The 21,812-nt window shown below is 68.5% G+C and carries 25 protein-coding genes and 1 pseudogene; 7 read left to right on the top strand and 19 right to left on the bottom strand.

The window, feature by feature from the left end; all coding sequences use genetic code 11:
• Position 1: 1 nt before the first annotated feature.
• Genes H0B43_RS16495 through H0B43_RS16480 form a run of 4 tightly spaced genes read right to left on the bottom strand, consistent with a single transcriptional unit; the run spans position 2 to position 2,436 of the window.
• On the bottom strand, positions 2–535 hold the full coding sequence (locus H0B43_RS16495) for a copper resistance CopC family protein (RefSeq protein WP_185729933.1): 534 nt from the start codon (positions 533–535) through the stop codon (positions 2–4).
• Complete coding sequence (locus tag H0B43_RS16490) at positions 535–1,200, bottom strand: YcnI family protein (RefSeq protein WP_185726947.1); 666 nt, start codon at positions 1,198–1,200, stop codon at positions 535–537. The genes H0B43_RS16495 and H0B43_RS16490 overlap by 1 nt, the downstream gene beginning before the upstream one ends.
• Before the next feature lie 45 nt (positions 1,201–1,245).
• Positions 1,246–1,764: a hypothetical protein gene (locus H0B43_RS16485; RefSeq protein WP_185726948.1), complete on the bottom strand. Its 519-nt coding sequence runs from the start codon at positions 1,762–1,764 to the stop codon at positions 1,246–1,248.
• A gap of 18 nt (positions 1,765–1,782) precedes the next feature.
• The gene (locus tag H0B43_RS16480) at positions 1,783–2,436 is read right to left on the bottom strand and encodes a DUF6474 family protein (RefSeq protein WP_185726949.1); all 654 of its coding nucleotides are present in this window, start codon (positions 2,434–2,436) and stop codon (positions 1,783–1,785) included.
• A 162-nt stretch (positions 2,437–2,598) separates the two neighbouring features.
• Between H0B43_RS16480 and H0B43_RS16475 the strand changes: the two genes are divergently transcribed.
• Positions 2,599–4,155 carry a TM0106 family RecB-like putative nuclease gene (locus tag H0B43_RS16475; protein WP_185726950.1) on the top strand — a complete coding sequence of 519 codons (1,557 nt, stop codon included), beginning with the start codon at positions 2,599–2,601 and terminating at the stop codon, positions 4,153–4,155.
• Positions 4,156–4,190: 35 nt separating this feature from the next.
• Complete coding sequence (locus tag H0B43_RS16470; protein WP_185726951.1) at positions 4,191–4,865, top strand: YoaK family protein; 675 nt, start codon at positions 4,191–4,193, stop codon at positions 4,863–4,865.
• A 51-nt stretch (positions 4,866–4,916) separates the two neighbouring features.
• Here the strand turns inward: H0B43_RS16470 and H0B43_RS16465 are convergent, their stop codons facing one another.
• The 6 genes from H0B43_RS16465 to H0B43_RS16440 form a co-directional block, all read right to left on the bottom strand.
• Complete coding sequence (locus H0B43_RS16465; protein WP_185726952.1) at positions 4,917–5,360, bottom strand: RDD family protein; 444 nt, start codon at positions 5,358–5,360, stop codon at positions 4,917–4,919.
• The gene (locus H0B43_RS16460; RefSeq protein ID WP_185726953.1) at positions 5,357–6,217 is read right to left on the bottom strand and encodes a hypothetical protein; all 861 of its coding nucleotides are present in this window, start codon (positions 6,215–6,217) and stop codon (positions 5,357–5,359) included. The genes H0B43_RS16465 and H0B43_RS16460 overlap by 4 nt, the downstream gene beginning before the upstream one ends.
• Complete coding sequence (locus H0B43_RS16455; RefSeq protein WP_185726954.1) at positions 6,217–6,531, bottom strand: WXG100 family type VII secretion target; 315 nt, start codon at positions 6,529–6,531, stop codon at positions 6,217–6,219. The genes H0B43_RS16460 and H0B43_RS16455 overlap by 1 nt, the downstream gene beginning before the upstream one ends.
• Positions 6,528–7,025: a YbaB/EbfC family nucleoid-associated protein gene (locus tag H0B43_RS16450; protein WP_185726955.1), complete on the bottom strand. Its 498-nt coding sequence runs from the start codon at positions 7,023–7,025 to the stop codon at positions 6,528–6,530. Before H0B43_RS16450 ends, H0B43_RS16455 begins: the two co-directional genes overlap by 4 nt.
• Positions 7,026–7,164: 139 nt before the next feature.
• Positions 7,165–7,794: a class I SAM-dependent methyltransferase gene (locus tag H0B43_RS16445; protein WP_185726956.1), complete on the bottom strand. Its 630-nt coding sequence runs from the start codon at positions 7,792–7,794 to the stop codon at positions 7,165–7,167.
• An 88-nt stretch (positions 7,795–7,882) separates the two neighbouring features.
• Positions 7,883–8,650, bottom strand: a complete 768-nt coding sequence (locus H0B43_RS16440) for an SDR family NAD(P)-dependent oxidoreductase (protein WP_185726957.1) — start codon at positions 8,648–8,650, stop codon at positions 7,883–7,885.
• A 156-nt stretch (positions 8,651–8,806) separates the two neighbouring features.
• On the opposite strand from H0B43_RS16440, the gene H0B43_RS16435 reads away from it, so the two are divergent.
• Positions 8,807–9,160 (top strand): hypothetical protein, encoded by a 354-nt coding sequence (locus H0B43_RS16435; RefSeq protein WP_185726958.1) that lies wholly within the window; start codon positions 8,807–8,809, stop codon positions 9,158–9,160.
• On the opposite strand, the gene H0B43_RS16430 is transcribed toward H0B43_RS16435, so the two are convergent.
• The 5 genes from H0B43_RS16430 to H0B43_RS16410 all read right to left on the bottom strand — a co-directional run bounded on the left by H0B43_RS16430 (position 9,154) and on the right by H0B43_RS16410 (position 14,228).
• On the bottom strand, positions 9,154–9,501 hold the full coding sequence (locus tag H0B43_RS16430) for a UBP-type zinc finger domain-containing protein (RefSeq protein WP_185726959.1): 348 nt from the start codon (positions 9,499–9,501) through the stop codon (positions 9,154–9,156). The two genes, H0B43_RS16435 and H0B43_RS16430, sit on opposite strands and share 7 nt — an antisense overlap.
• Positions 9,494–10,942 carry an ATP-binding protein gene (locus H0B43_RS16425; protein ID WP_185726960.1) on the bottom strand — a complete coding sequence of 483 codons (1,449 nt, stop codon included), beginning with the start codon at positions 10,940–10,942 and terminating at the stop codon, positions 9,494–9,496. The genes H0B43_RS16430 and H0B43_RS16425 overlap by 8 nt, the downstream gene beginning before the upstream one ends.
• A gap of 13 nt (positions 10,943–10,955) precedes the next feature.
• Positions 10,956–12,632, bottom strand: coding sequence for an FAD-dependent oxidoreductase (locus tag H0B43_RS16420; RefSeq protein ID WP_185726961.1), 1,677 nt, complete (start codon positions 12,630–12,632; stop codon positions 10,956–10,958).
• Positions 12,633–12,715: 83 nt separating this feature from the next.
• The gene (locus tag H0B43_RS16415) at positions 12,716–13,423 is read right to left on the bottom strand and encodes a TMEM165/GDT1 family protein (protein ID WP_185726962.1); all 708 of its coding nucleotides are present in this window, start codon (positions 13,421–13,423) and stop codon (positions 12,716–12,718) included.
• 277 nt (positions 13,424–13,700) lie between these two features.
• On the bottom strand, positions 13,701–14,228 hold the full coding sequence (locus tag H0B43_RS16410) for a hypothetical protein (protein ID WP_005248897.1): 528 nt from the start codon (positions 14,226–14,228) through the stop codon (positions 13,701–13,703).
• A gap of 194 nt (positions 14,229–14,422) precedes the next feature.
• Between H0B43_RS16410 and H0B43_RS16405 the strand changes: the two genes are divergently transcribed.
• Entirely contained in the window at positions 14,423–15,772 is a 1,350-nt protein-coding gene (locus H0B43_RS16405) for a hypothetical protein (RefSeq protein WP_185726963.1), read from the top strand.
• A 3-nt stretch (positions 15,773–15,775) separates the two neighbouring features.
• Here H0B43_RS16405 and H0B43_RS16400 read toward each other — a convergent pair whose 3' ends face one another.
• Positions 15,776–17,215 (bottom strand): amidase, encoded by a 1,440-nt coding sequence (locus H0B43_RS16400; RefSeq protein WP_185726964.1) that lies wholly within the window; start codon positions 17,213–17,215, stop codon positions 15,776–15,778.
• Between the two features lie 119 nt (positions 17,216–17,334).
• Positions 17,335–17,958, bottom strand: coding sequence for a superoxide dismutase (locus tag H0B43_RS16395; protein ID WP_012691075.1), 624 nt, complete (start codon positions 17,956–17,958; stop codon positions 17,335–17,337).
• A gap of 258 nt (positions 17,959–18,216) precedes the next feature.
• On the opposite strand from H0B43_RS16395, the gene H0B43_RS16390 reads away from it, so the two are divergent.
• Both H0B43_RS16390 and msrA read left to right on the top strand, forming a co-directional pair.
• Positions 18,217–19,410, top strand: a complete 1,194-nt coding sequence (locus tag H0B43_RS16390; RefSeq protein ID WP_185726965.1) for an acyltransferase — start codon at positions 18,217–18,219, stop codon at positions 19,408–19,410.
• Positions 19,370–20,080 (top strand): peptide-methionine (S)-S-oxide reductase MsrA, encoded by a 711-nt coding sequence (gene msrA, locus H0B43_RS16385; RefSeq protein ID WP_185726966.1) that lies wholly within the window; start codon positions 19,370–19,372, stop codon positions 20,078–20,080. Before H0B43_RS16390 ends, msrA begins: the two co-directional genes overlap by 41 nt.
• A gap of 10 nt (positions 20,081–20,090) precedes the next feature.
• Here msrA and H0B43_RS16380 read toward each other — a convergent pair whose 3' ends face one another.
• Both H0B43_RS16380 and H0B43_RS42845 read right to left on the bottom strand, forming a co-directional pair.
• Positions 20,091–20,558 (bottom strand): DUF1772 domain-containing protein, encoded by a 468-nt coding sequence (locus H0B43_RS16380; protein ID WP_185726967.1) that lies wholly within the window; start codon positions 20,556–20,558, stop codon positions 20,091–20,093.
• 2 nt (positions 20,559–20,560) lie between these two features.
• Positions 20,561–20,721: pseudogene (locus tag H0B43_RS42845) on the bottom strand (NmrA family transcriptional regulator); the annotation flags it as partial.
• Positions 20,722–20,808: 87 nt separating this feature from the next.
• Between H0B43_RS42845 and H0B43_RS16375 the strand changes: the two are divergent.
• Positions 20,809–21,750, top strand: coding sequence for an AraC family transcriptional regulator (locus tag H0B43_RS16375; RefSeq protein WP_185726968.1), 942 nt, complete (start codon positions 20,809–20,811; stop codon positions 21,748–21,750).
• Positions 21,751–21,812 lie beyond the last annotated feature (62 nt).

Below are 21,812 nucleotides of genomic sequence, written 5' to 3'. Positions count from 1 at the left end.
CTCAGTTCTCGCCGCGAGGCTTGCGAAGTGCGAACCACAAGCCGCCGCCGAACACGACCACGCCGGCAACGATGAACGGCCACAGCGGAACTCCGCCACCGCCGGATTCACCGGAGCTGTCGGCTGCGGCACCGGGCGTGCCCGACCCTTCCTGGGTGAGGGTGAACGTGCGGGTTCCGCTCACCGGGTGCCCGTCGGCGGAGGTGACGCGAAACGCGATGGTGTACACCCCGGTCGGTCCGAGGTCGCCGAGTTCGGCACTGACGGTGGGCCCCTCGACGACCGGGTCGCCCTTGCTCCACAGGTTGCCGTCGGGTCCGACGACGGTGAGGGACGCGAACGATTCCTGCAGCGCCTCGTTGAACATGACGCTCACCCGTTCCGGCCCGGACGCGATCTCGGCCCCGTTCTCCGGGGTCGAGCTGATCACGACGGAGTGGGCGAACGCGGTGCCGACGCCGAGCATGCTCCCCAGCATGGTCAGCAGCCCGACCGCGATCACCTTCACCGAGGTGAGGGTGGCGCGTCTTCTCATCATCGCCGGCTCCGGACCATCGCGCCGAGACCGAGGGCCGCACCGAGCGCGCCCAGAATAAGCCCGATACCGCCGAGCCAACGGGCGGTGTCGTCGGTGCCGGACCCCGTCGGCTCGGTCTCCTCGGACGTGGTGGAGCCACCGGCGTCGTGGCTGTGATCTTCACCGCTCGACGCGGCCAGGGTGAGGGAGGGGGCCGGCTTGTCGGGTTCCGCGCCGTCGGGCCCTGCGGCCTGATCCCAGTTCACGACCTCGCCGTCGCTGTACGTCTGCACGGCCGGGAACGACACCTCGTCGCTGTCCGGCAGCGGTCCCGCGGACAGTTCGAACTGCTGGAACTGACCGGGCGCGACCCCCACGCCGGGGTCGGCGGTCCACGTCACCGATTTCGCGACCTGCGACGTCAAGTCCTTCTCGACGACGGACGTCCACCCCGGCAGCGGTGTGGTGCGGGCCGACTTCAGGTCGGGGAGCGTGACCGTCAGCTTGGTGGTGGACGCCGTCTCGGACTCGGTGGGAACGCGGAACGTCAGGACGGAGTAGCCGCCCTGCTCGGCGCCGGGGGCGACGACCGTCACGTGGGCAGCGGCCCAACCGGCCGCGAGCAACATGGCGCCACCGGCACCACCGGCCGTGAAAAGGGCACGGGAAACGAGGGAATTCATCGAAAGAAGGTCCTTTGAGAGGTCTGAAAGGAGAAGAGGTGAGAATCAGACCAGGACCGGCGGGCCGCGACGCGAAATACTCGCGCGCAGCAGGGCGTCCACGGGATTCGCGGGGCGCACCGGGACGTGCGGCGGCGTCGCCGCCGATACGGGCCGCGGGGCACCGCGGAGAACCACCCGCCAGGCGTGGACGAGGGGTCCGTAGAGACGTTCCGCGTTCGCGATCAGCAGGGCACAGACCACGGTGGCGGCGGCGTGCGCGGCCAGCATCGGGAGCGACGGGACCGCCGAGTGCATGTGCGTGGTGAGCGTGAGCGCGAAGTGCGCCGCGACCTGCCCGGCGCCGAGGGCACCCACGAGCGCGAGCTGTCCGTGGACGCGGGCGGGTAGTTGCGCGGTGATCGCGCCGACCCCGCTGCACGTGACGAGCAGCAGCGTCAGGGCGGCGGATTCAGGAAGGCCACCCCCACCGATGCCGTGCGCCGCGACCGCGAGCCCCGCCACGAGCGCGCCGACCGCAGAGCCCCGAAGGGTGGCGGTCGCAGCGGCACGGGCGGGGGGCATCGAAGTGTGCGGGTGGGTTCAGCGCACGCCGAGGCGGGCGAGGAGATCGGCTTCGACTCCGTCGAGTTCGGACGAGATGGCGTGATGGGCGGCCTTGCGGCGGGCCTGCGGCATCTGCTCGGCCGCACGGACGGCGGTGTTGAGATCGCCGAGGCGGTCGCGGATGGCGGCGGCGAACTTCTGCGTCTCGGCGTCGTCCGGCTTCTGCCCGAGGATCTCGGTGGTGGAGCTTTCGGCGCCGGCGATTCGGGCGCTGAGCTTGGCGCCGTGCCCGGTGAAGTTGGCGAGCTGGTCGACGTCGACGCCCATCCGGTCGGCGCGACGGGCATCGATCTGCCCGCGCACGACGGTGGCGGCGCGGTAGGCGATCGGCAGCAGCACCGGCGTCAGCAGTCGTGCGACACCGAGGTACTTGCGGACGGCGGCGACGGTGAAACCCTTCTGGGCGGCGGCCTTCTCCTGGGCCTTGAACGCAGCGATCTGAGCCTTCTCGACCTTCTTCTGCGACTTCAGTTCGGCGGCCTCGAGCTTGCGCCCGGCTTTGGCGGCCTGCTTGTCGCGCTTGCGTTCGTTCCTCGCGCTCAGCCTCGCTTCCACCCCAGCCTTGTGCTTGAGTGCCTTGGCTTCCGCCTTGCGGGTGGCTCGGGACTTACGTTTCTTGAACAACCCCATCGAAAAGACCCCTTTTCCTGGTGTTTCAGCGGAGCCCACGCTACCAACTGCATCCGGTGCTTCGGGATCAGCCTAGGGGAGCACATAATCTTCGTCATCGTGTGTTCCCATATCGGTCAGCAATCAGAACCCGACACCTCTCCCGGAAAGGTGTCGGGGACGGTGATCGATGCCAGCGCACTGACGCGGTGCCGCCACCGGGTGCACCTCGACGCGGCGTTCCCCGAACAACTCGCGGCGGCTCCCGAGGATCCGGGCGTCCGGCAGCGTCAGGACGCCGCCGCCGCCAAACGTGAAGACATCCGCCGGACCCTCACCGAGCACGCCCCGGAACGGTGGGTGCAGATCGACGCCGAGCAGAGCCTGCGCCGTCGCGCCGAGGACACCCTGGCCGCATGCGAGGCGGGAGCGGACCGCATCTGGGGCGCCGTGCTCCCACTCGACCGCGCCGCCGGACGGAGGGCGCGCTGCGAGATCCTCGTCCGCGACGAGGACCACGGTGGGTACATCCCGGTGATCGTCGTCAACCACAAGGTCACCGATCCGGGCCGCGGCGCGGTGACGTCGGGAATGTTCGAGTGGGACCCGCGGGAGGACTCGACCCGGAAGCCGCGCAGTCAGGTCCGCGACCAGATGCGCGTCGCGCAGGTGTACCGGATGCTCGAGAGGCACGGGCACGCGAGCCCGGCGCTGGTGGCCGGCGCCATCGGCTACGGCTCCGACGTCATCTACGTCCACGACCTCACCACCATCCTCGACGACTACGACGAACGCTTCGCGGACCGGCTGGCCGTCGCCCGCGGGGAGTCAGCGACGGTGCCGTCGAGGATCGGCGAGTGCCGTTCGTGCCCGTGGTGGCCCGGGTGTGAGGAGCAGCTGACGCAGACCCACGACGTGAGCCTGGTGGCCACCGGTTCGCGCGCCGACATGCTCCGCGACGCGGGCTGCCACACCATCGACGACCTCGCGGCCTGGGACGGCGAACCGCTCGAGGACTGGCCGCACGGGGCGTTCGAGGACGCCGTCGTCACCGCCAAGGCGTGGCTCGCGGGGGTGCCGCTGGTGCGACGCTTCCCCGAGATCCGGGTGACACGCGCGGACGTCGAGGTCGACGTCGACATGGAGAGCTACCAGGAACACGGCGCCTACCTGTGGGGAACACTGCTCAACGTCGACGGGGTGTCGGCGTACCGGCCGTTCGTCAGCTGGGACCCGGTGCCCACCCAGGACGAGGCGCGGTCGTTCGCCGAATTCTGGACGTGGCTCATGGCCGAGCGTGCCGCGGCGGCGCTGAGCGGCAGAACCTTCGCCGCGTACTGCTATTCACGGTCCGCGGAGGACAAGTGGCTGCTGGACTCCGCCCGCCGATTCGCCGGGACACCCGGCATCCCCACCGAAGCCGAGATCCGCGAATTCATCGACAGCCCACAGTGGGTCGACATCTACCAGGCCGTCAGCGACCAATTCATCTGCCCGGGCGGCAAGGGCCTCAAGAAGATCGCCCCCGTCGCCGGCTTCCGGTGGCGGGACGCCGACGCCGGCGGTGAGGCTTCGATGAGCTGGTACCGCGAAGCAGTCGGCTATGACGGCGAACCCGACCTCACCCAGCGCGAACGACTGCTGCAGTACAACGAAGACGACGTGATCGCCACGAAAGTACTGCGCGAATGGATGTCGGATCGGGCCGAGAAGGAGATCCCACTCGCCTCCGACCTCTAGGCTGCAATGAGGCCCGATTCGGTAGGGGTGGTCAGGTGGAGGTGCCGAAGACATCCACGACGCTGCGGTTCGCTCTACTTCTGACCGCAGCCGGCGGCTTTCTCGACGCTTACACCTACATCAGCCGCGGCGGTGTCTTCGCGAACGCCCAGACCGGCAATGTCATCCTCATGGCCATCGACCTGTCCGAGCGGCACTTCCACGCCGCGCGCGCACACCTGTGGCCGATCCTCGCGTTCATCGTCGGTGTCGCATTCGCACATCTGCTCAAGGGCGAACTCGCCCACAGCGTCTTCGACCACCCGATCCGGGTCGCCCTGGTCGCGCAGATCGTCGTCCTCGCCGCGGTCGGATTCGTGCCCGCAGACGTCCCCAACGCACTGGTCACCGTTTCCATCGCCTTCGTGGCGGCCATGCAGTTCGGGCTGTTCCGCACCATCGGGGAGCTGTCGTACATCGCGGTCGCCACCACCGGCAACCTCATGCGCTTCACCGAGTCGGCGTACGCCGCCTACATCGAGAAGATCCCCGAATCACGCCAACACACCCGGGTGTACGCCGCCATCGTCGGCAGCTTCGCCGCTGGCGCCGTCCTCGGAGCGTTCGCCACCCGCTACTTCGGCGGACCCGCCGCCTGGATCCCCGCCGCCCTCCTCTGCATCGCCCTCGTACTGTTCTACGTCGACGACCGGCGGCGGCGCCGCCTGTAAGCGGTTGACGAGTCCAGGAACTCGCTTCCCGCGCACAAGCGGCGAAGCCGCCTACTGCCGAACGTCCCTGCGGCGTACCACGAGTGGAAACCCGTCCTTACCCTCTGTCGGAGTGTCCTGGAACAGGATGAACGCCACGAATCCCAGGATCCAACTCCACACCAGCGCGCCGAAGGTGGGCCATCGACCATCCACGGGCCGGACGACGCACAACCCGAGCAGCCACTTACCCAGAGTGGCGTGGTAGATCGACTGCACAACGGTGCGGTGCACGAAGGACACCAGGATCCACGTGACGACGGGGGCGGCAATCGGCTTGGGGGACCCCGGTGGAAATCCGGCGCTCCCGACACGGTAGACGAGATAGGCGACGCCGAGATGGATGACGAAATCGATCGCGAAGGCCAGCGCGCGACGGACCCGTCGTGGCGACGGGTAACTCGGACCGCCTATCGGGTGCCGCGTGCGCGTGTCGAGGTTCCAGGTTTCGCTCATGATTGCCCGTCCCCCGGCCGGCCGCCGAGATCGGCCAGAGTGTTGTCGAGTCCTGTCAGCGACAGTGCCTCATCCACGATGAATCCGCTCGCCCGGTTGGAGCCGACCGTCGCGCTTTGTGCTCCGCTGCCGACCAACCCCGTGAGGGCGTTGCGCGGGTCGTTCCACTTGTCGATACCGACGACACCGTTGAGCGCGCCCTTGACGGTCCCGCTCACCGCGCCCTTCGCGCCCGCCTCGGCGATGTTCCCGAGGTCGTAACCGTCGCGTCGGCCTCGGATGTTCTCATCCACCTGCACCGCAGTCTCCAAGGCCGCCTGCGTGCCGACGCCGAATACGGCTCCCTTGGCCGCGCCGACCGCAGCGCGTCTGAGGATCGAGATGATCAGTTGCCGAATGATCATCCGTACGGTGACCTGCGTGGCCGCCTCCGCCGCGAACGCCGCGGGACTCGCTGCACCGAACGTCATCGCACTGGCCGCCGCCACCGCGACGAGTTCGGCCGCCAACACCACCAGCGCCGCGATGATCGACAGTTTCGCGACCCGGATGTCGTCGGCCGACCAGTCGAGGGTGTCGCCGAGTTCGTGGAACAACTCCGACAACTCGCGTAGCGCGCCGTCCGCACCGATCCGCGCCCACTGCTGCGCCATCGCCGCGTCGACGTCACCACCGACCCCGGACAACGCCGACCGCATCGCGGCGTCGGCCTCCTCGAGGATGTCGTCCAGCGATGCCCCGGCGTCCTTCCACCCTTGCCCGAGCCGCTCCATTGCCGTTTCGTCCGCGGCGGGCCAGTCCGCCCCGACCACCCTCTCCGCCAGCCACCGGACACCGCCCGGAACCTCGATGCCCATCAGGACAACCCGGACAGACTGGACGCGGTGCCGCGGTCGGTGTCATCGAACGAATCGGCCGTGCTCCTGAGCTTGGACCCAAGCGCGGCCAGCGCCCCGACAGCGAACCCGAGAGACCGGCCGGCCGCGTCCGCGGAGGGTAGGTACCCGCGCGCGAACGCCGCCCCCGTCTCGTCGCCGCCCCAGCATTCACCCTCGCTGTCGAGGGTCGAGGTCAGGGTGGCGGCGACCTCGGCCATCCGCTGCGACAGGTCGTCGAATCGGGGTGCGACGCTGCGCAGATGCGCGGTGTCCACCCACAACTGCGCGCTCACTGCCACCCGTCCCGCAGCACCGGCCGGTTCCACTGCCCGTCGTCGGGATCATCCGGGTCCGGATCGGCCGGGAGGTCACGGACGTCGGGTTCGAGGGGCGGGAGGAAATCCCGCAGGCTCGGGGCGCCGGGAACGAGGTCGGGCAGATCCGGCAACGTCTCGGTCGCGGCCACGATCGATCCCATGATGCGCATCGACTCTACGTGCGCTGCCTCGCCCGCGCGGCGAGCGGCTTCCGTCATCGCACGCCCCAGCGATTCGGGGGTGGACCGCCGGAACGCGTCCGGTGCGAGGTGCACGTTCACCACGCCGCCCACCGAATTCACCTCCACCTGCGCCAGGCCGTCGTCGGACGTCCCACTCACCCGCAGTTGCGCCACCTGCTGCTGAGCGGCGTGCAGATCCTTCGTCTGCCGGTCGAGCGTGACCAGCAGCGAATCGATCTGATCCTGCAGCTCGTCCTCGCGCACCCGCAGACCCTCACGGTCGAACATGAATCCCCCCTTGATAACTCACGAACGTCTCGCGTCCCACCCCGGTGCGACCCCACGACCCCCACAGTCGTGTCGACGGCGAACATTACCCCCTCGCGCGAACCACCGCCCGTGCATGCCCCACGAGTCCCTGGACTCCTCAACCGCGCACGGGCGGCGAAGCCGCAACCCCCAGGGAGAAGGCGCCGACGATTTTCGGCGTGGATTTCTCGTAGAAGCGATCGAGGTCCCGGACTTCGAATCCGGCGTTCGTCACCAGGGCGGGGATGTCGCGGGTGAGGTGGCAACCCCCGGCGACAGTTTTCTGGATGGGCTCGAGACGGTGCTGCCAGCGCCGGACGTTCTCATCCGGGGCGAGGCCGTGTTCGACGAAATGCAGTGTGCCGCCGGGTTTCAGAACGCGCCGGATCTCCCGCAGTGCGGCGTCGGCGTCGGGGATGGTGCACATCGTCCAGGTGGACAGTGCGGTGTCGAAACTGTTGTCCGGGAAGGGGAGCGATTGACCGTCGAGGCCGGACCTCTCGATCGGGGTCGTCGACGCCGCCACCCGTTTGGCTGCCAGCTTCCAGCCGAGGTCGGCGGGTTCGACCGCGGTCACCGACTCGACGGCGGCCGGGTAGAACGGGACGTTGAGTCCCGATCCGAATCCGATCTCCACCACCCGGCCCTGCAGACCGGCGCAGACGCGTCGCCGCGACGGCTCCGTGAACTTCACCCCGCAGCTGACGTTGACGAGCCGCGGAACGACCTGGTCAGAGTAGAAACCCATGCCCACCTCCCAGCGCAGGGCGCTTCGCGCCCCGTGCGCCCTTTCGGTAGCTGGAGCAACCAGAAAGGCGCACGGGCGGCGGAGCCGCCTACCGCGGCGCCATGCGCAGAGCACCGTCCATACGAATGGTCTCACCGTTGAGGTAGTCGTGTTCGACGATCATCTGAGCGAGTTGCGCGTACTCGGCGGGCTGCCCGAGACGGGAGGGGAACGGGACACCCGCTTCGAGGCCCTTGCGGTACTCGTCAGTGACGCCGGCGAGCATCGGGGTGTCGATGATGCCGGGGGCGATGGTGTTGACGCGGATCCCGAACTGCGCGAGGTCGCGGGCGGCGGGAACGGTCATGCCGTGCACGCCACCCTTGGACGCGGAGTAGGCGATTTGGCCGATCTGGCCCTCGAACGCGGCGACGGACGCGGTGTTGATGACGACGCCGCGCTGCCCCGACTCGTCGACGGTGTCCGTCTTCGCGATCGCGTCGGCGGCCAGGCGCATGACGTTGAACGTGCCGAGCAGGTTGACGGTGATGACGGTGCGGAACAGTTCGAGGTCGTGCGGGCCCTTCTTCGACAGGATGCGCCCGGCCCAGCCGACGCCGGCGCAGTTGACGACGATGCGCAGCGGCAGCCCCGACTCGACGATCTTGTCGATCGCGGCCTGGACCTCGTCGCCGCTGGTGACGTCGGTCGCGAGGAGGGTGACACCGTCCGGGACGTTGTCGCCGGCGCGCTCGATGGACTGCTGCAGATCGAGTCCGAACACGGTGGCACCGGCGTCGGCGAGGCGCTTGGCGGTGGCGGCACCGAGGCCCGAGGCGGCTCCGGTGACCAGTGCGGCGGTTCCCTGAATTTCCACGGTTCGCATCCTTCTCTCCCGGCGACCTCCGTTGGCCGACCCTGGTGACCTGCACCATAACGTTCGCTCGGCGTGACGGCAGAGGCGAGGGAAGCATTGCCGGCGGGGGAGCGGGTAGTTTCTCTCGCGGGTGGAGCGACGACCGTAGGGGGACGGATGAGCGATCGGCTCGAGGTGGACCGCGACGCGCTGGTGCGGTGCATTGCCGCGTGCGACGTGCTGGCGGCGGACATGAGGGACCTGCGCGAGCGCGCGCGTCGCGAACTCGCGCCCGAGAACTTCGGTCTCGGTGAGACGCATCTGCGGTCGGCGGCGGACCTGGCTTCGCGGTTCCGGGCGACCGCGATCGGTGGCCCGGGCGTCGCGGAAGAGGATTCGGCGGTCGGGACGTTCGCGGCGCACGAACGCTACGCCCTGGAACTGAAGGCGAATTTCGAAGCGGTGCTGGCGCGGTACGACGAGCAGGACGCCGCGACGGCACACCGTCTCGGACAACTCCGAGTTCAGTGAATCTTCGCCTGCCAGTCGGGCGGAACGCGATCCGCGGGTCCCGGGACCGTCTGATCGAGCGGATGGTGTTGCGGCGGCGCAAGTTCCGGGCCTTCGAAGGCGATTTCGGTGGCATAGTTCCAGAACCAGATCTCGCCGGGCTCGAAGCTCCGCACCACGGGGTGCCCGGTCTGGGCGGCATGCTTGGTGGCGTGCTGTGCCGGTGAGGAGTCGCAGCAGCCGATGTGCCCGCACTGCGCGCAGCGGCGCAGATGCACCCACCACCCGCCGGCGCTGTCGCAGTCGGCGCATCCGTCACCGCTCGGCGGCACGCTCGGGTCGATTCCGTCCAGCTCACCCATCTGAAACTCCTTCTGCTGATACGACTTCGGGTTCGATCGGAATGCGCACCTGGAACCGGGTGTCGCCCGGTTCGGATTCGACGCGCAGGTCGCCGCGGTGCTTCTTCACGACGATGCGCCAGGAGATGTCGAGGCCGAGCCCCGTTCCCTCGCCGACGGGTTTCGTGGTGAAGAACGGTTCGAAGATGCGCGACCGGATCTCTTCGGGCACTCCGGGTCCGGTGTCGCCGATCTCGATGAGGGCCATGTCGTCGTCGCGCCGCGTGCGGACGGTGAGGGTGCCGCGGCCGTCCATCGCGGCGACGGCGTTGTCGATGAGGTTGGTCCACACCTGGTTGAGTTCCGCGGCGTAGGCGGGGACCTGCGGCAGCGTGGGGTCGTACTCCTTCACCACCGTGATCGAGTCGCCGATCTTGCGGCCGAGCATCACCAGGGAGCTGTCGAGGAGTTCCCGCAGGTCGACGCGCTGGTACGGGGCGCGGTCCATCTGCGAGTACTGCTTGGCGGCGTTCACGAGCGTGGAGACGCGGGCGGTGGAGTCGGCGATCTCGTTCATCAGCAGTTCGGTCTCGAGGGTGTAGTTGAGCCAGCGGATCGCGCTCTCGACCATCGTCTCGTCGTCGACGGAGGCCGCGATCCGCTCGAGCCACGGCACATCGAGACCCGCCTGTACGAACGTGGGCGCCAGGTCCCAGCCGCCCGAGACGCCGTGGTCGTCGAACCAGTCGCCGAGTACGTCCTCGCGGTCGGATGCCTCGAGGGGAGTGAGCGTCGGCGCCTTCGCCACCAGTTCGGCGGCCTCCTCCTGCAACCGGATCAACGTGGCGAGCGCCTGCCGGTCGTATACGCCCGACGCGATGACGCCGAGCTTCTGCCGCATGTGCGATACCCGGTCGCGCAGCGACGCCGTCGCCCGGACCGCGGCGGCCGCGGGGTTGTTGAGTTCGTGGGTGAGCCCCGCGGACAACGAACCCAGCGCGAGGAGACGTTCCCGCTGATCGACGACCTGTTTCGCGTTCTGGTTGCCGAAGAACAGCCCTTCCAGGAGGTGCACGGCCATCGGGAACCACTCGCGCATCAGCTGTCCGAACCGGTCGGCGTCGAGGACGAAGAACTTCGACGGGGCGGTGACCCGCATCGACGCGGTGTACGTCTGGGGGGCGCGGTCACCGAGGTACGACTGCCAGGCACCGGCGTACACGCCGCGCTGGGATGTCCGGTTGAACTCGATCTCCTCGCCGCCCGACAGCTTGCTCAGTACGATCTCACCCTCGATCAGCACGTAGAAGCACGACGCGATGTCACCCTCCGCGTATACCGGCCCGGGTTCGATCAGCTCGATGTGCCCGTTCTCGCAGAGCTGCTCGAGTTGGTGGTCGGTGAGGTGCTCGAAGAGGAACAGCGTCCTCAGCTCGGGCGGTTTGCACGGGATGTGGGTCATGGTCTGCCCCCGATCACGGTTGGCCGATGTAGCGGTGGACGAGCATCACGGCCATGGCGCCTTCCCCGACCGCTGACGCCACCCGCTTCGCCGACTCGGCGCGCACGTCACCGGCCGCGAAGATCCCCGGGACGCTCGTCTCGAGGTGGTGGGGGAGACGGTCGAGGGGCCAGCCGCTCGGTGGCTTCCCGTCGACGACCAGGTCCGGCCCGGACACGACGAACCCGTTCTCGTCCCGCGCGACGACGCCGTCGAGCCATTCGGTGCGCGGTGCGGCGCCGATGAAGAGGAACAGGAACCCGGCGTCGACGGTGTCCTCGTCCCCGGTTGCGTTGTTGCGCAGCCGGATCTTCTCGAGGTGGCCCTCGCCCTCGACGCCGATCACCTCGGTGCACGGCCGGACGTGGATGCGCGGGTTCCGTTCGATCTGCTGGACGAGGTAGTACGACATCGAATCCTCGAGCGACTGCGCCCGCACCACGATGGTGACCGAGCGGGCGCCCCGCGAAAGGTACACCGCCGCCTGTCCAGCAGAGTTGGCCCCGCCGACGATGTACACGTCCTGGTCGGTGCAGCGGGCGGCCTCGGTGACGGCGGAGCCGTAGTAGACGCCGCGCCCGGTGAGGTCGTCGACTCCGGGCGCCGGATGACGCCGGTAGGAGACGCCGGTCGCCAGGATGACCGTGTGCGCGTCGATGGTGTCGCCATCCGCGAACCGGACGGTGCGCGCCGAGCCGTTGACCTCGAGCGCCACGACGTCGCGGGTGGTGATCAGTTCCGCCCCGAACCGGGTTGCCTGCCTGCGGGCCCGCTCGGCCAGCTGGGCGCCGGACACGCCGTCGGGAAATCCGAGATAGTTTTCGATCCGTGAGCTCTGACCCGCCTGCCCGCCGGTCGCCGTCCGCTCGATCAGGGCGGTGCGCAGTCCTTCCGAGGCGCCGTACACGGCGGCGCCCAGACCGGCCGGTCCGCCACCGACGACCACGAGGTCGTAGAAGTTCTCCGACGGGTCGGTCCGGAGACCGAGACGCCTGCCCAGTTCGGTGTCGGACGGCTCCACGAGGCATTCGCCGTCGGCGCAGATCACCACCGGCAGGCGACGGCCGTCCTCCCCGGCGGCGCTGAGCAACCGGCCGCCCTCCGCCTCGTCCGACATGTACCAGCGGTACGACAACTGGTTGCGGGCCAGGAACTCGCGCACTTCCGAGGACCGCGGCGCCCAGCGGTGGCCCACGACCTTCGTCTCCTCGGCGGGGTGGTGATCCGACGACGCCCACGCCTCGAGCAGCGCGTCGACCACCGGATACAGCTTCTCCTCGGGCGGATCCCACGGTTTGAGCAGGTAGTGGTCGAGGTCGATGACGTTGATCGCCTCGATGGCCGCATCCGTGTCGGCGTACGCGGTGAGCAGCACCCGGCGCGCCCGCGGATACAGATCCATGGCCTTCTCGAGGAACTCGATTCCGCTCATCGCCGGCATGCGGTAGTCGGCGAGGATCGCGGCGACGGGATCTCCCCGCAGCTTCATCTGCTTCATCGCATCGAGCGCCGACTCGCCGGATTCGGCGCGGATGATGCGGTACCTCTCGCCGTATCGGCGCCGAAGGTCGCGGGCGACGGCGCGGGAGACCCCCGGATCGTCGTCGACGGTGAGGATCGCCGGCTTGCCGCTCGCTACGGGATGGTTCACGCACGCCCTCTCGTCCGTACAGAACTGCGAGGTACTCCTGGGCTCCGAGTATTGCCCCGGGGCGCGCCTTTGTCGACCGGAATTCAGTCCTGGTGCTGCATCGGCGCGCTCTCCGCGGGGACGCCGCGCCGTCGCGACCAGACCGCGCGACCCGCGGCCCCGGCGAGTGCCAGCACGACGACCGCGACGCCGGCGATCGGGCCCACGGGATTGCCGGGCAGCAGACCCTCCAGCAGCAACCAGATGCCGAACGCGAAGAACAGCACGGCCGCGCCGACGCGGATGACGCTCTCGGGAAGGTGCCTGCCCAGTACGGCGCCGACGACGATGGCCAGGGCGTCGGCCGCCACCATGCCGACGGTCGAGCCGATCCACACGCCGACCGTGTCGTGGTCGGTGGCGAGGGTGATGGTGGCGAGCATCGTCTTGTCGCCGAGTTCGGCGAGGAAGAACGCGGACGTGACGGCCAGGAACGCGGAGCGGGTGGCCCGGCCCGCCTTGAGTTGCTCGTCTTCGCTGAGGTTGTCGCCGCGCAGCGTCCAGGCGCCGAAGACGAGGAAGGCGGCGCCGCCGACGATGCTGATCGCCGCGGTCGGGAGCGCGACGCCGAGGTAGTGGCCGACGGCCACGGACACCAGGTGGACCACGGTGGTGGCGACGGTGATGCCGGCGATCACCACCCACCAGCGGTAGCGCAGGGCGAACGTCATCGCCATGAGCTGAGATTTGTCACCCAGTTCGGCGACGAAGATCACACCGAAACTCAGCAGTGCGGCGGTCAGCACGAGCATCCTCCTCCAGGTAGTCGGTCGGAGGATGACAGGTGGATTCCTCCGGCCTGGCAGACGCGGGTACGTCTGCCCGGCCGAAGGTCTCGCCCACCGGCACCGGATGATTCGGCGACGGTTCGCCAGGCCGGGTCCGGTGCGGTGAGGCAACGAGCCAGTATGTCGACACAGGCGATTGGGGGCTACTCCCCTTCGATGTCCGCAACGTTAGCGCGGCTTACATGAAAAGGCAAAGGCGGCAATAAGTTTGGGACACCGACCGGAGAAACTTCGGGTATCCTCACGAGGCCAGCAGCATGGCCAAAACGGCAGTGTCGGGGTCGCTGATCGGGTCGATACCCACCCGACTGACCATCGACGTCACCGTCCCGTCCGCCTCCGCTTCCACCCATGCCGCCCGGTGTTCCAGCCCCAGGTGGGGGAGCCCCGGCAGGAGCACGCAGCCGGACGCGGCGCCCGCGCATTCCGGAAGCGACGGGGTGGTCTCGGACGGCGGATGCAGCATCATCAGCGCAGGCGGCTGGTGATCCGCGAAGCGGCCGGGGGCGAGCGCGAACTCCCCGAGCACGGTGCCCTCGGCCACCACGAGTCCGACGGTCTCGGGCTCCGGCTCCTCGGGAAGGTCCTCGTGCGCGCCGAAGACGGTCGTGGTGTGGAGCAGACCCGGAACGCACGCCACCCGCACGGCGAGCGCCAGCAGCTGGGCCCATTCCTTGGTGGTGTCGGGCCAGCGCCCGGAAATGACAAATCCCCGCAAGGTACCCGCAGCCTGGAAGGGCGAGATGCCGATGTAGCCGTCCCTGTTCATCTCTGCCTCCTCGGTGTGATGACGCGTTTCGAACACGACTCGTTCTGCACACCTCGTTGGGTACTTGAAGAATGCGCCCGACAGTGCCTGGCACACAAGAGCATGGGAGTGCTAACCATTTGCGGACGGAGATCTCAGAGAATCCTCAGAATCGCCACACTCTCCCGCTAGAAGAGCGCCCTACCCTCACCGGAATGACCTCTGAGCGCGCACGGAATTCCGCGAATCACGCCCGAACCGAGTCGACGCGAAAGGTCCTCGGTTCCCGGCGCGTCGCCGCGGCCGCCATGGCGGGTCTGGTCCTCGCGTCCGCGGCGGGACTCGGATACGTGTTCCTCGGCGACCGCGGGGCCGGCGGCCGGACCGTGGCGATCGTCAACACCGATGCCGGTGCCACCGTGGACGGAAAACCGGTGCGTGCGAGCGACACACTGATCGAGAAGCTCGAGGCGAACGAGGCATTCGACTGGCAGGTGGTCGACGCGGACACGGCGGCGGGTGGCGACTGGTTCGCCACGGTGACCGTGCCCGAGGACTTCAGCGACGCGGTGTCGTCGGTGTGGGGCGCGAAGCCCCGGCAGGCCACCCTCGACCTCGACGTCGCGGGTTCCGACACCGGCGCGTCCGAGGAACTCTCCGGGGTGGTGTCGTCGCAGATCGGCGCGGACGGCATCACGGATCTGCTGGCGAACATGTCTTCGTCGCGGACGCGGTTCCAGCAGGCGGGAATGACGGCCGGATTCCTCGCGGCGGGCACGGCCGCGGCGGACGATGCGGCGCAACAGCTCACCGAGGGCGCCGACACCCTGCTCCCGTATCTCGAGACGGCACGCGCCGGGTCGGTGCAACTGCTGGGCGTGGCCGATCAGGTGGCCGGTGTGGTCGGTGAGACGTCGGGGACGGCCAACGGCCTCGCGGACCGGTTGAGTGCGCTGGGGTTGACGCTGGGCGAGGCGAACGACAGCGCCACGCAGATGCGCACCAGGATCGACGACGCGATCCGCATCCTCGACGGCACCCCCGTTGCGCCGGAGGTGGTCCCGTCCCTGAGGCAGGTCGGCGCCGACCTCGATCTGCTCTCCTCGCAGCTGGGCTCGGTGCCCGGTCTCCTGGGTGGGCAGGTCGGGCCGGAGACGGACCTCGGCGAACTCGTGCGGGTCGCGATGGGTCAGCTCACCGACGCCAGCAATCAGCTGAGCAGCGGAGCGCGGCAACTGAACGACGGCATCGTCCCGATCGCCGATCAGGCACCGGCGATGCTCGACGGCGCCACCTCGCAGATCGTCGACGGCTTCGCGAAGCTGAAGGCGCTGTCGGGGCAGCTGTCCACCGACCTGAACAACGGGGTCGCGGCGATGCCGGTGCGCACGCCGGCGCAGCAGAACCAGTTGGCGACGGTCCTCGCCGAACCGGTCGCGGTGACGCGCACTCTCTCCGCGCCCGCACCGCTACTGACCGCCGAGCACCTCGCCGTCGCGTTCGGGATCACCACGGTGCTGCTCGCGGGCGCCGTCGTGTGGATGGGTCTGCGGCGCAGGGCCTGACCGTCAGCCGGCGTCCTGGATGCGACGCCACGGCGTCGCCTGCTCGAGCTCGAACGCCAACTCGAGCAGGGTCCGCTCGTCGCCGTGATCCGCGGAGAAGTGCGACGCCAGCGGCAGCCCGCGAGAGGTCTCGTGCATGGGGAGGGAGATGGCCGGCCCGCCCGACGCATTGTTGAGCGGCGTGAACGCCGTGTACGCGATCAGCTTGTCGAACAACTCCTCGAAACTCTGTGTCGGCGAGAGGTATCCGAGCTCCGGCGTCGTGTGGGCCAGGGTCGGTGACAGGATCACGTCGTACTTCTGGAACATCTGCGCGTAGTCGCGGTATGTGCGGCGCAGCCGGTACAGCACCCGCGGAGTCTTCGCGATCTTCTTGCGGTACATCGCGGCGAGTCCGCGCGTCAGGTTGTCGGTGGCGTCCCGGTCGAAGTCCGGTCCGAGCATCCGCTTTCCATTGTTGGAGATGACGAACGACAGGAACCCCCAGTAGATGCAGAAGTCCTCGACGAACGAGGGCCCCACCGGCATCGGGCACTCCTCGACGTGGTGCCCGAGATCCGCCAGCAGGTCCGCGGTCGCGTGCACCGATTTGCGGGTCTCGTCGTCGGTTCGGGTCACGGTCACCGAATCGACGACCACCCCGACCCTCAGCCGGGTGCGGCCCGGCCCCTCGACCAATCGGATGGGCGGCAGATCGGGATTGCGGTAGTACCGTTCGGCGGCCGCCATCCATTGTGCGGTGTCCCGGACCGACCGGGTGACGGCGCCCTGCGCGATGATCCGGATCGGCAACGTCTTGTCCATGGCGTCGGGGACCGTCCGGCCGCGGGACGGTTTCAGTCCGACGAGCCCACAGGCGGCAGCAGGAATGCGGATGGACCCGCCGCCGTCGTTGGCGTGCGCGATCGGCACCACACCCGAGGCGACGAGCGCGGCCGAACCGCCGGACGACGCGCCCGGCGAGTACGCGGGATTCCACGGGTTGTGCACGGGTTCGGCGTCCATGAATTCGGTGGAGGCACTGAACCCGAACTCCGGGAGGCGGCTCTTCCCGAGCGAGAGCAGGCCCGTGGACAGGTATTGGGTGACGAAGTCGCTGTCGGCGGCGGCAGGCCGCGCGACGAACGCGACGCTGCCGTGCTGCGTGGGCAGGCCCGCGACGTCGACATTGTCCTTGACGACGGTCGGCACTCCCGCGAACACCCCGTCGTGCGGGCGGTCCGCCGCCGCGAGCGCGCGGTCGAAGTCGGCGAACGCCACACCGTTCAGGGCGGGCCCGACCGCCTCGGCGCGGGCGATCGCGGCCTCCGTCACCTCGCGGACCGACACCTCCCCGGCGGCGATCCGGGCTGCGAGGCCGGTGGCGTCGAGGTCGCCGAGCGCGTCGTCGCGGAAGGCGTGGACGACGGTGTCGTCCCGGGTGGGGTCGCTGGACTCGGTCACTTCCGAAGCCTATTGGACGCTCGGCCCTGCTCGGACGCGAATTCCGGTCCCGAAACGAGCACGGGCGCCCGGAACACTCGACGGTGTTCCGGGCGCCCGAGGCTGCGAGAACCGGAGAACTAGACGATCAGACCCGCGGTCTGGGTGCGTGCCTTCTCGAAGCGAGCGGCGACATCCGCCCAGTTGACGATGTTCCAGAATGCCTTGACGTAGTCGCCCTTGACGTTCTGGTAGTCGAGGTAGAAGGCGTGCTCCCACATATCGAGGAGCAGCAGCGGCGTCAGGCCGATCGGGATGTTGCCCTGCTGGTCGTACAGCTGGACGATGAGCAGGCGCTGGCCGATGGAATCCCAGGCCAGGATGGACCAGCCGGAGCCCTGGATGGCGTTGGCGTTGGCCGAGAAGTGGTTGCGGAACGCGTCGAAGCCGCCGAACTGGTCGTCGATCGCGGCCGCGAGCTCACCGGTCGGCTTGTCGCCGCCGTCCGGGGACAGGTTGTTCCAGAAGACGGTGTGGTTGGTGTGGCCGCCCAAGTGGAAGGCGAGGTTCTTCTCGTGCAGGTTGACCACGGCCGGCAGGGTGTCGGACTCGCGGAGCTCGGCGAGCTTGTCGAGGGCCGTGTTGGCACCGGTCACGTACGCGGCGTGATGCTTGTCGTGGTGCAGTTCCATGATCTTGCCGGAGATGTGCGGCTCGAGAGCTGCATAGTCGTACGGGAGTTCCGGCAGCGTGTAAACAGACACGAGGGTCCCTTCATCAACGGGCTGTGAGCCCTGGTGTGTCCGGGTGCCGACGGCACGTGGGCACGCGCCTGACACCCGCCTGTGGCGAAATCGTTCTCGGGTATATACCCAATCTCATTGGTACACCCTGCGCAACAGTTGGGGTCACGGAGCGATTCCCGGACGATAAAGTTCGGGCACCCGAAAAAACTCTCCTGCGGCCACACTGAATGTCGTGAGAATTCGTCCGGCGGGTGAACGGAACCTTAAGCTGACGCGATGCCTTCGCTGACACCTGTTACAGATTCACACGCGGCTGCGCCGCGTGTGGAACTCACGGGCGCGAATCTGCTCCGCTTCTTCGCAGTTCTGGCCGTCATTTACTCGCACATCTCGTTCTATCTCATCGACGATCTCGGAACCGGATGGTGGTTCATCGACGTCGTCTATCAGATATTCATCGAGCGGGGCGGTCTCAACCAGCATCTGTCTTTTGTCGGGGTCGCCATCTTCATGATGTTGACCGGGGTGTTGATCACGCGTTCGGCCATTCGTTCCGAACCCGGGCATTTCCTGTTCAACCGGCTCGGACGCATTCTGCCCGCATTCTGGGTGGCCGTTCTCGCCGCGATCGTGCTGGTGCGCCTGGGCATCAACGGCATGTTCAGCGGGCAGAACGGGGTGTCCAACGTCGACGCGGCCCTGAGTTTCTTCCTCGGCGGCTTCTTCCTCAAACCCGAGGTCGCGGTTCTCGGGGTCACCTGGACCCTGGCCGTGCAGATCTTCTTCTACTTCGCCTGCGTTGCGGCGCGCCCGGTTCTGCGCACCCTGCCCATCGCGATGCCGATGGCCGGTGCCGCGGTCTGCGCGCTGATCCTGCTGTACAACCTGTACGCGCCGCAGCCGTACACGGTGCCGATGCTGTCCAAGATCGCCGCGACGCTGCCCGCAGTGTTCCTCGGGCAGATCATCTACCTCGGCTGGGCGCGGCTGGCGGACTGCCGGTGGATCGTCGTCGCCGGACTCGCACAGGTCGAGGTCATCCGGCTCGCGACCGACTTCCGGGTCTACTGGGCGGGCGATCACTACCTGTGGACGTTCGCCGTCGTCACCGCGTGCGTCGTGCTGGTGGGCCGATACGACGGGCCCGCGGCGCACTGGGCCGTCGTCCGGTGGACGGCGACGCGCAGTTACGCGATCTACCTCGTGCACACCCTGATCCTGTACCGCGTGTACGAGCACACGGTCGGGGCGTTCGGCGAGACCGGCGCGGTGGTCGCCTTTCTCGTGGTGACGGCGCTGGTGGCGGAGGGGCTGTACCGGTGGGTGGAAGTCCCGGCGACGCGGTGGGTCGCCGCCCGCGGCGAGCGGATGCGCGCGCAGGCCGCGCTCGCGGCGGAGTCCGCACCGGCACCGCGCGTAGCATCGAATCATGTCTTGGTACGACGAGCTTCTGGGTCGAGCAGCCGCTAAGTCCGTGATGGTCACCGCCGAGGACGCGCTCCCCGGACGGCAGCAACCGATCCCGGTTCCGGCAACGCACTATGTCAACGGCCATCCCCTGCAACCCCCGTTCCCCGAGGGAATGCAGACCGCGGTGCTGGGCATGGGATGTTTCTGGGGCGCCGAGAAGGAGTTCTGGCAACTCGACGGCGTCTACACCACCGCAGTGGGATACGCCGGCGGCTACACGCCCAACCCCACCTACGAGGAGACCTGTTCCGGTCGCACCGGGCACACCGAGGTGGTCCTCGTGGTCTTCGATCCGAAGGTGATCTCGTACGCCGAGATCCTCAAGGAGTTCTGGGAGAACCACGACCCCACGCAGGGCATGCGGCAGGGCAACGACCAGGGAACGCAGTACCGTTCGGCCATCTACACGATCGACGAACAGCAGGTGGAGATCGCAGAGGCCACCGGTGAGGCCTTCGAAAAGCGGCTCGCCGAAGCCGGGTACGGGGCGGTCACCACGGAGATCGCCCCGCTCACGCAGTTCTACTACGCCGAGGACTACCACCAGCAGTACCTCGCGAAGAACCCCGGCGGGTACTGCCCCGTGCACGCCACCGGGGTCAGCTGCCCCGTCGGGCTGCTGAAGCAGGACGAGGTCCCGGCGCAGACCGACATCCTGCCGCCGTCGTAACGTCGCGGTCTCAGCTGCGGGTGGCGGACCACGTGAGCACCGCGGACGCCGCCATGGCGCTGACGGTGCGCACGTGGTTCCATCCGGTCCATCCCGACAGATAGTCGCGCCAGTACGCCGCCGAGTCGGCCGCGGTGGGATCGAGCGCGTCCAGCGCGTTGTTGTGCGGCACGTGGTAGACGATGGTCAGGACAATCCCCACGAGGTACAGCGCGCAGGCGGTCACCGCGTAGACGGCCGAACCGTCGTGCCGCACCACGCTGACGACGGCGAGCGCGATCGACGTCAACGCCGTACCGAACAGCGCCGTCATGAACCAGAAGTTCGGCGCTTCCCGGTTGATCGCCTGCATCGCCGCGATGCCCTGGGCCGGCTCCAGCCGACCGAGCCCGGACATGATGAACGTGGAGAACGCGAACATCACGCCGCCCACCACGCCGGCGCTCACCGCCGTGACAACCGTCAGATAGCGCTCCATGGTCAGACCCTCCAGACCCCGGCCGCTGCTGCGGCGCGGACGTAGTCGGTGAAGTCGCGGGGCGCGCGCCCGAGTGCGCGTTCCCCCCGTCGGTGAGCGAGGCGTTGCGCCCGTCCAGCACTTCGCCGAACAGGTACGTGAGCAGGCCGATCGCGTCGGATGGTTGTCATGCATTCAGTCAAGACGGCGGTGGCAAGACTTTCCATGGTTGAAACACGCTGATCCATACGCGAGCGTCTACGCTGGATGGGTGGATCCCCTCGCCGGTCTCATCAGTGGTCCCCGCGCCGCCGGCGCGTTCGTGCTCCGCTCGATAATGGAACCGCCGTGGTCGCTGCAGATCGACGACCATGCGCCGCTCAGCCTCGTCGCGATGGGCCGCGGCGAAGCGTGGATCCTTCCGCACACCGGCGAACCGGTGCGGCTCACCGAGGGCGACGTCGCGATCGTCCGCGGACCCGAGCGGTACGTCGTCGCCGACCATCCGGACACGCCCCCGCACGTGATCATCAACCCCGACCAGAGCTGCACGACGCTCCGCGGGGAACCGCTCGCCGAGGCGATGGACCTCGGGGTGCGCACGTGGGGAAACAGCCCCGACGGCCGCACGGTGATGCTGACCGGGACTTACCAGACCCCCGGCGAGATCAGCCGCCGGCTGCTGTCCGCGCTCCCCGAACTCGTCGTGCAGCGCCGCGCCGACTGGGACTCCCGGCTGGTCACCCTGATGCACGAGGAGGTGGTGCGGGACGAGCCCGGACAGGAGGCGGTGCTCGATCGGCTGCTCGACCTCCTGCTGATGGCGGTGCTGCGCGCGTGGTTCGCGCGACCGGCCGCCGAGGCGCCCTCGTGGGTGCGGGCGCAGGGCGATCCGGTGGTGGGAAAGGCGATGCGCATCCTGCAGAACAACCCGGCGCACCCGTGGACGGTGGAGTCGCTCGCCACGGAAACCGGCATGTCGCGCGCCGCCCTCGCGCGCCGCTTCACCGAACTCGTCGGCGAACCGCCCATGACCTTCCTCGCGGGGTGGCGGCTGTCGCTGGCCGCGGACCTGCTCCGCGAACCGGACGCGACGGTCGCGTCGGTGGCGCAGCAGGTGGGGTACGGCAGCGCATTCGCGCTGAGTGCGGCGTTCAAACGCGTGCGCGGGGTGAGCCCCAAGGAGCATCGTGAGATGGCGGGGAGCAGATGAGTGTATTACGGCACAGTGCCCAAAGACACACCAGATCCACTTGATCTTGTTTGCCTTGCGTA

Origin of the sequence: Rhodococcus sp. 4CII, from assembly GCF_014256275.1 — a bacterium.
Taxonomy (GTDB): Bacteria; Actinomycetota; Actinomycetes; order Mycobacteriales; family Mycobacteriaceae; genus Rhodococcus_F; species Rhodococcus_F wratislaviensis_A.
The sequence above is the reverse complement of the archived record's forward strand: the minus strand, read 5'-3'. Positions and strand labels throughout refer to the sequence as shown.

What these genes read in the sequence shown, in the direction of transcription:
- H0B43_RS16460 (WP_185726953.1), bottom strand. Translation starts at nt 6,217, where the DNA reads ATGGGCATCGAGGTTCCGGGCGGTGTCCGGTGGCTGGCGGAGAGGGTG.
- msrA (WP_185726966.1), top strand. Translation starts at nt 19,370, where the DNA reads ATGTCTTGGTACGACGAGCTTCTGGGTCGAGCAGCCGCTAAGTCCGTG.
- H0B43_RS16480 (WP_185726949.1), bottom strand. Translation starts at nt 2,436, where the DNA reads ATGGGGTTGTTCAAGAAACGTAAGTCCCGAGCCACCCGCAAGGCGGAA.
- H0B43_RS16405 (WP_185726963.1), top strand. Translation starts at nt 14,423, where the DNA reads ATGACCTCTGAGCGCGCACGGAATTCCGCGAATCACGCCCGAACCGAG.
- H0B43_RS16425 (WP_185726960.1), bottom strand. Translation starts at nt 10,942, where the DNA reads ATGACCCACATCCCGTGCAAACCGCCCGAGCTGAGGACGCTGTTCCTC.
- H0B43_RS16490 (WP_185726947.1), bottom strand. Translation starts at nt 1,200, where the DNA reads ATGAATTCCCTCGTTTCCCGTGCCCTTTTCACGGCCGGTGGTGCCGGT.
- H0B43_RS16390 (WP_185726965.1), top strand. Translation starts at nt 18,217, where the DNA reads ATGCCTTCGCTGACACCTGTTACAGATTCACACGCGGCTGCGCCGCGT.
- H0B43_RS16495 (WP_185729933.1), bottom strand. Translation starts at nt 535, where the DNA reads ATGAGAAGACGCGCCACCCTCACCTCGGTGAAGGTGATCGCGGTCGGG.
- H0B43_RS16410 (WP_005248897.1), bottom strand. Translation starts at nt 14,228, where the DNA reads ATGAACAGGGACGGCTACATCGGCATCTCGCCCTTCCAGGCTGCGGGT.
- H0B43_RS16465 (WP_185726952.1), bottom strand. Translation starts at nt 5,360, where the DNA reads ATGAGCGAAACCTGGAACCTCGACACGCGCACGCGGCACCCGATAGGC.
- H0B43_RS16435 (WP_185726958.1), top strand. Translation starts at nt 8,807, where the DNA reads ATGAGCGATCGGCTCGAGGTGGACCGCGACGCGCTGGTGCGGTGCATT.
- H0B43_RS16415 (WP_185726962.1), bottom strand. Translation starts at nt 13,423, where the DNA reads ATGCTCGTGCTGACCGCCGCACTGCTGAGTTTCGGTGTGATCTTCGTC.
- H0B43_RS16430 (WP_185726959.1), bottom strand. Translation starts at nt 9,501, where the DNA reads ATGGGTGAGCTGGACGGAATCGACCCGAGCGTGCCGCCGAGCGGTGAC.
- H0B43_RS16380 (WP_185726967.1), bottom strand. Translation starts at nt 20,558, where the DNA reads ATGGAGCGCTATCTGACGGTTGTCACGGCGGTGAGCGCCGGCGTGGTG.
- H0B43_RS16445 (WP_185726956.1), bottom strand. Translation starts at nt 7,794, where the DNA reads ATGGGTTTCTACTCTGACCAGGTCGTTCCGCGGCTCGTCAACGTCAGC.
- H0B43_RS16450 (WP_185726955.1), bottom strand. Translation starts at nt 7,025, where the DNA reads ATGTTCGACCGTGAGGGTCTGCGGGTGCGCGAGGACGAGCTGCAGGAT.
- H0B43_RS16485 (WP_185726948.1), bottom strand. Translation starts at nt 1,764, where the DNA reads ATGCCCCCCGCCCGTGCCGCTGCGACCGCCACCCTTCGGGGCTCTGCG.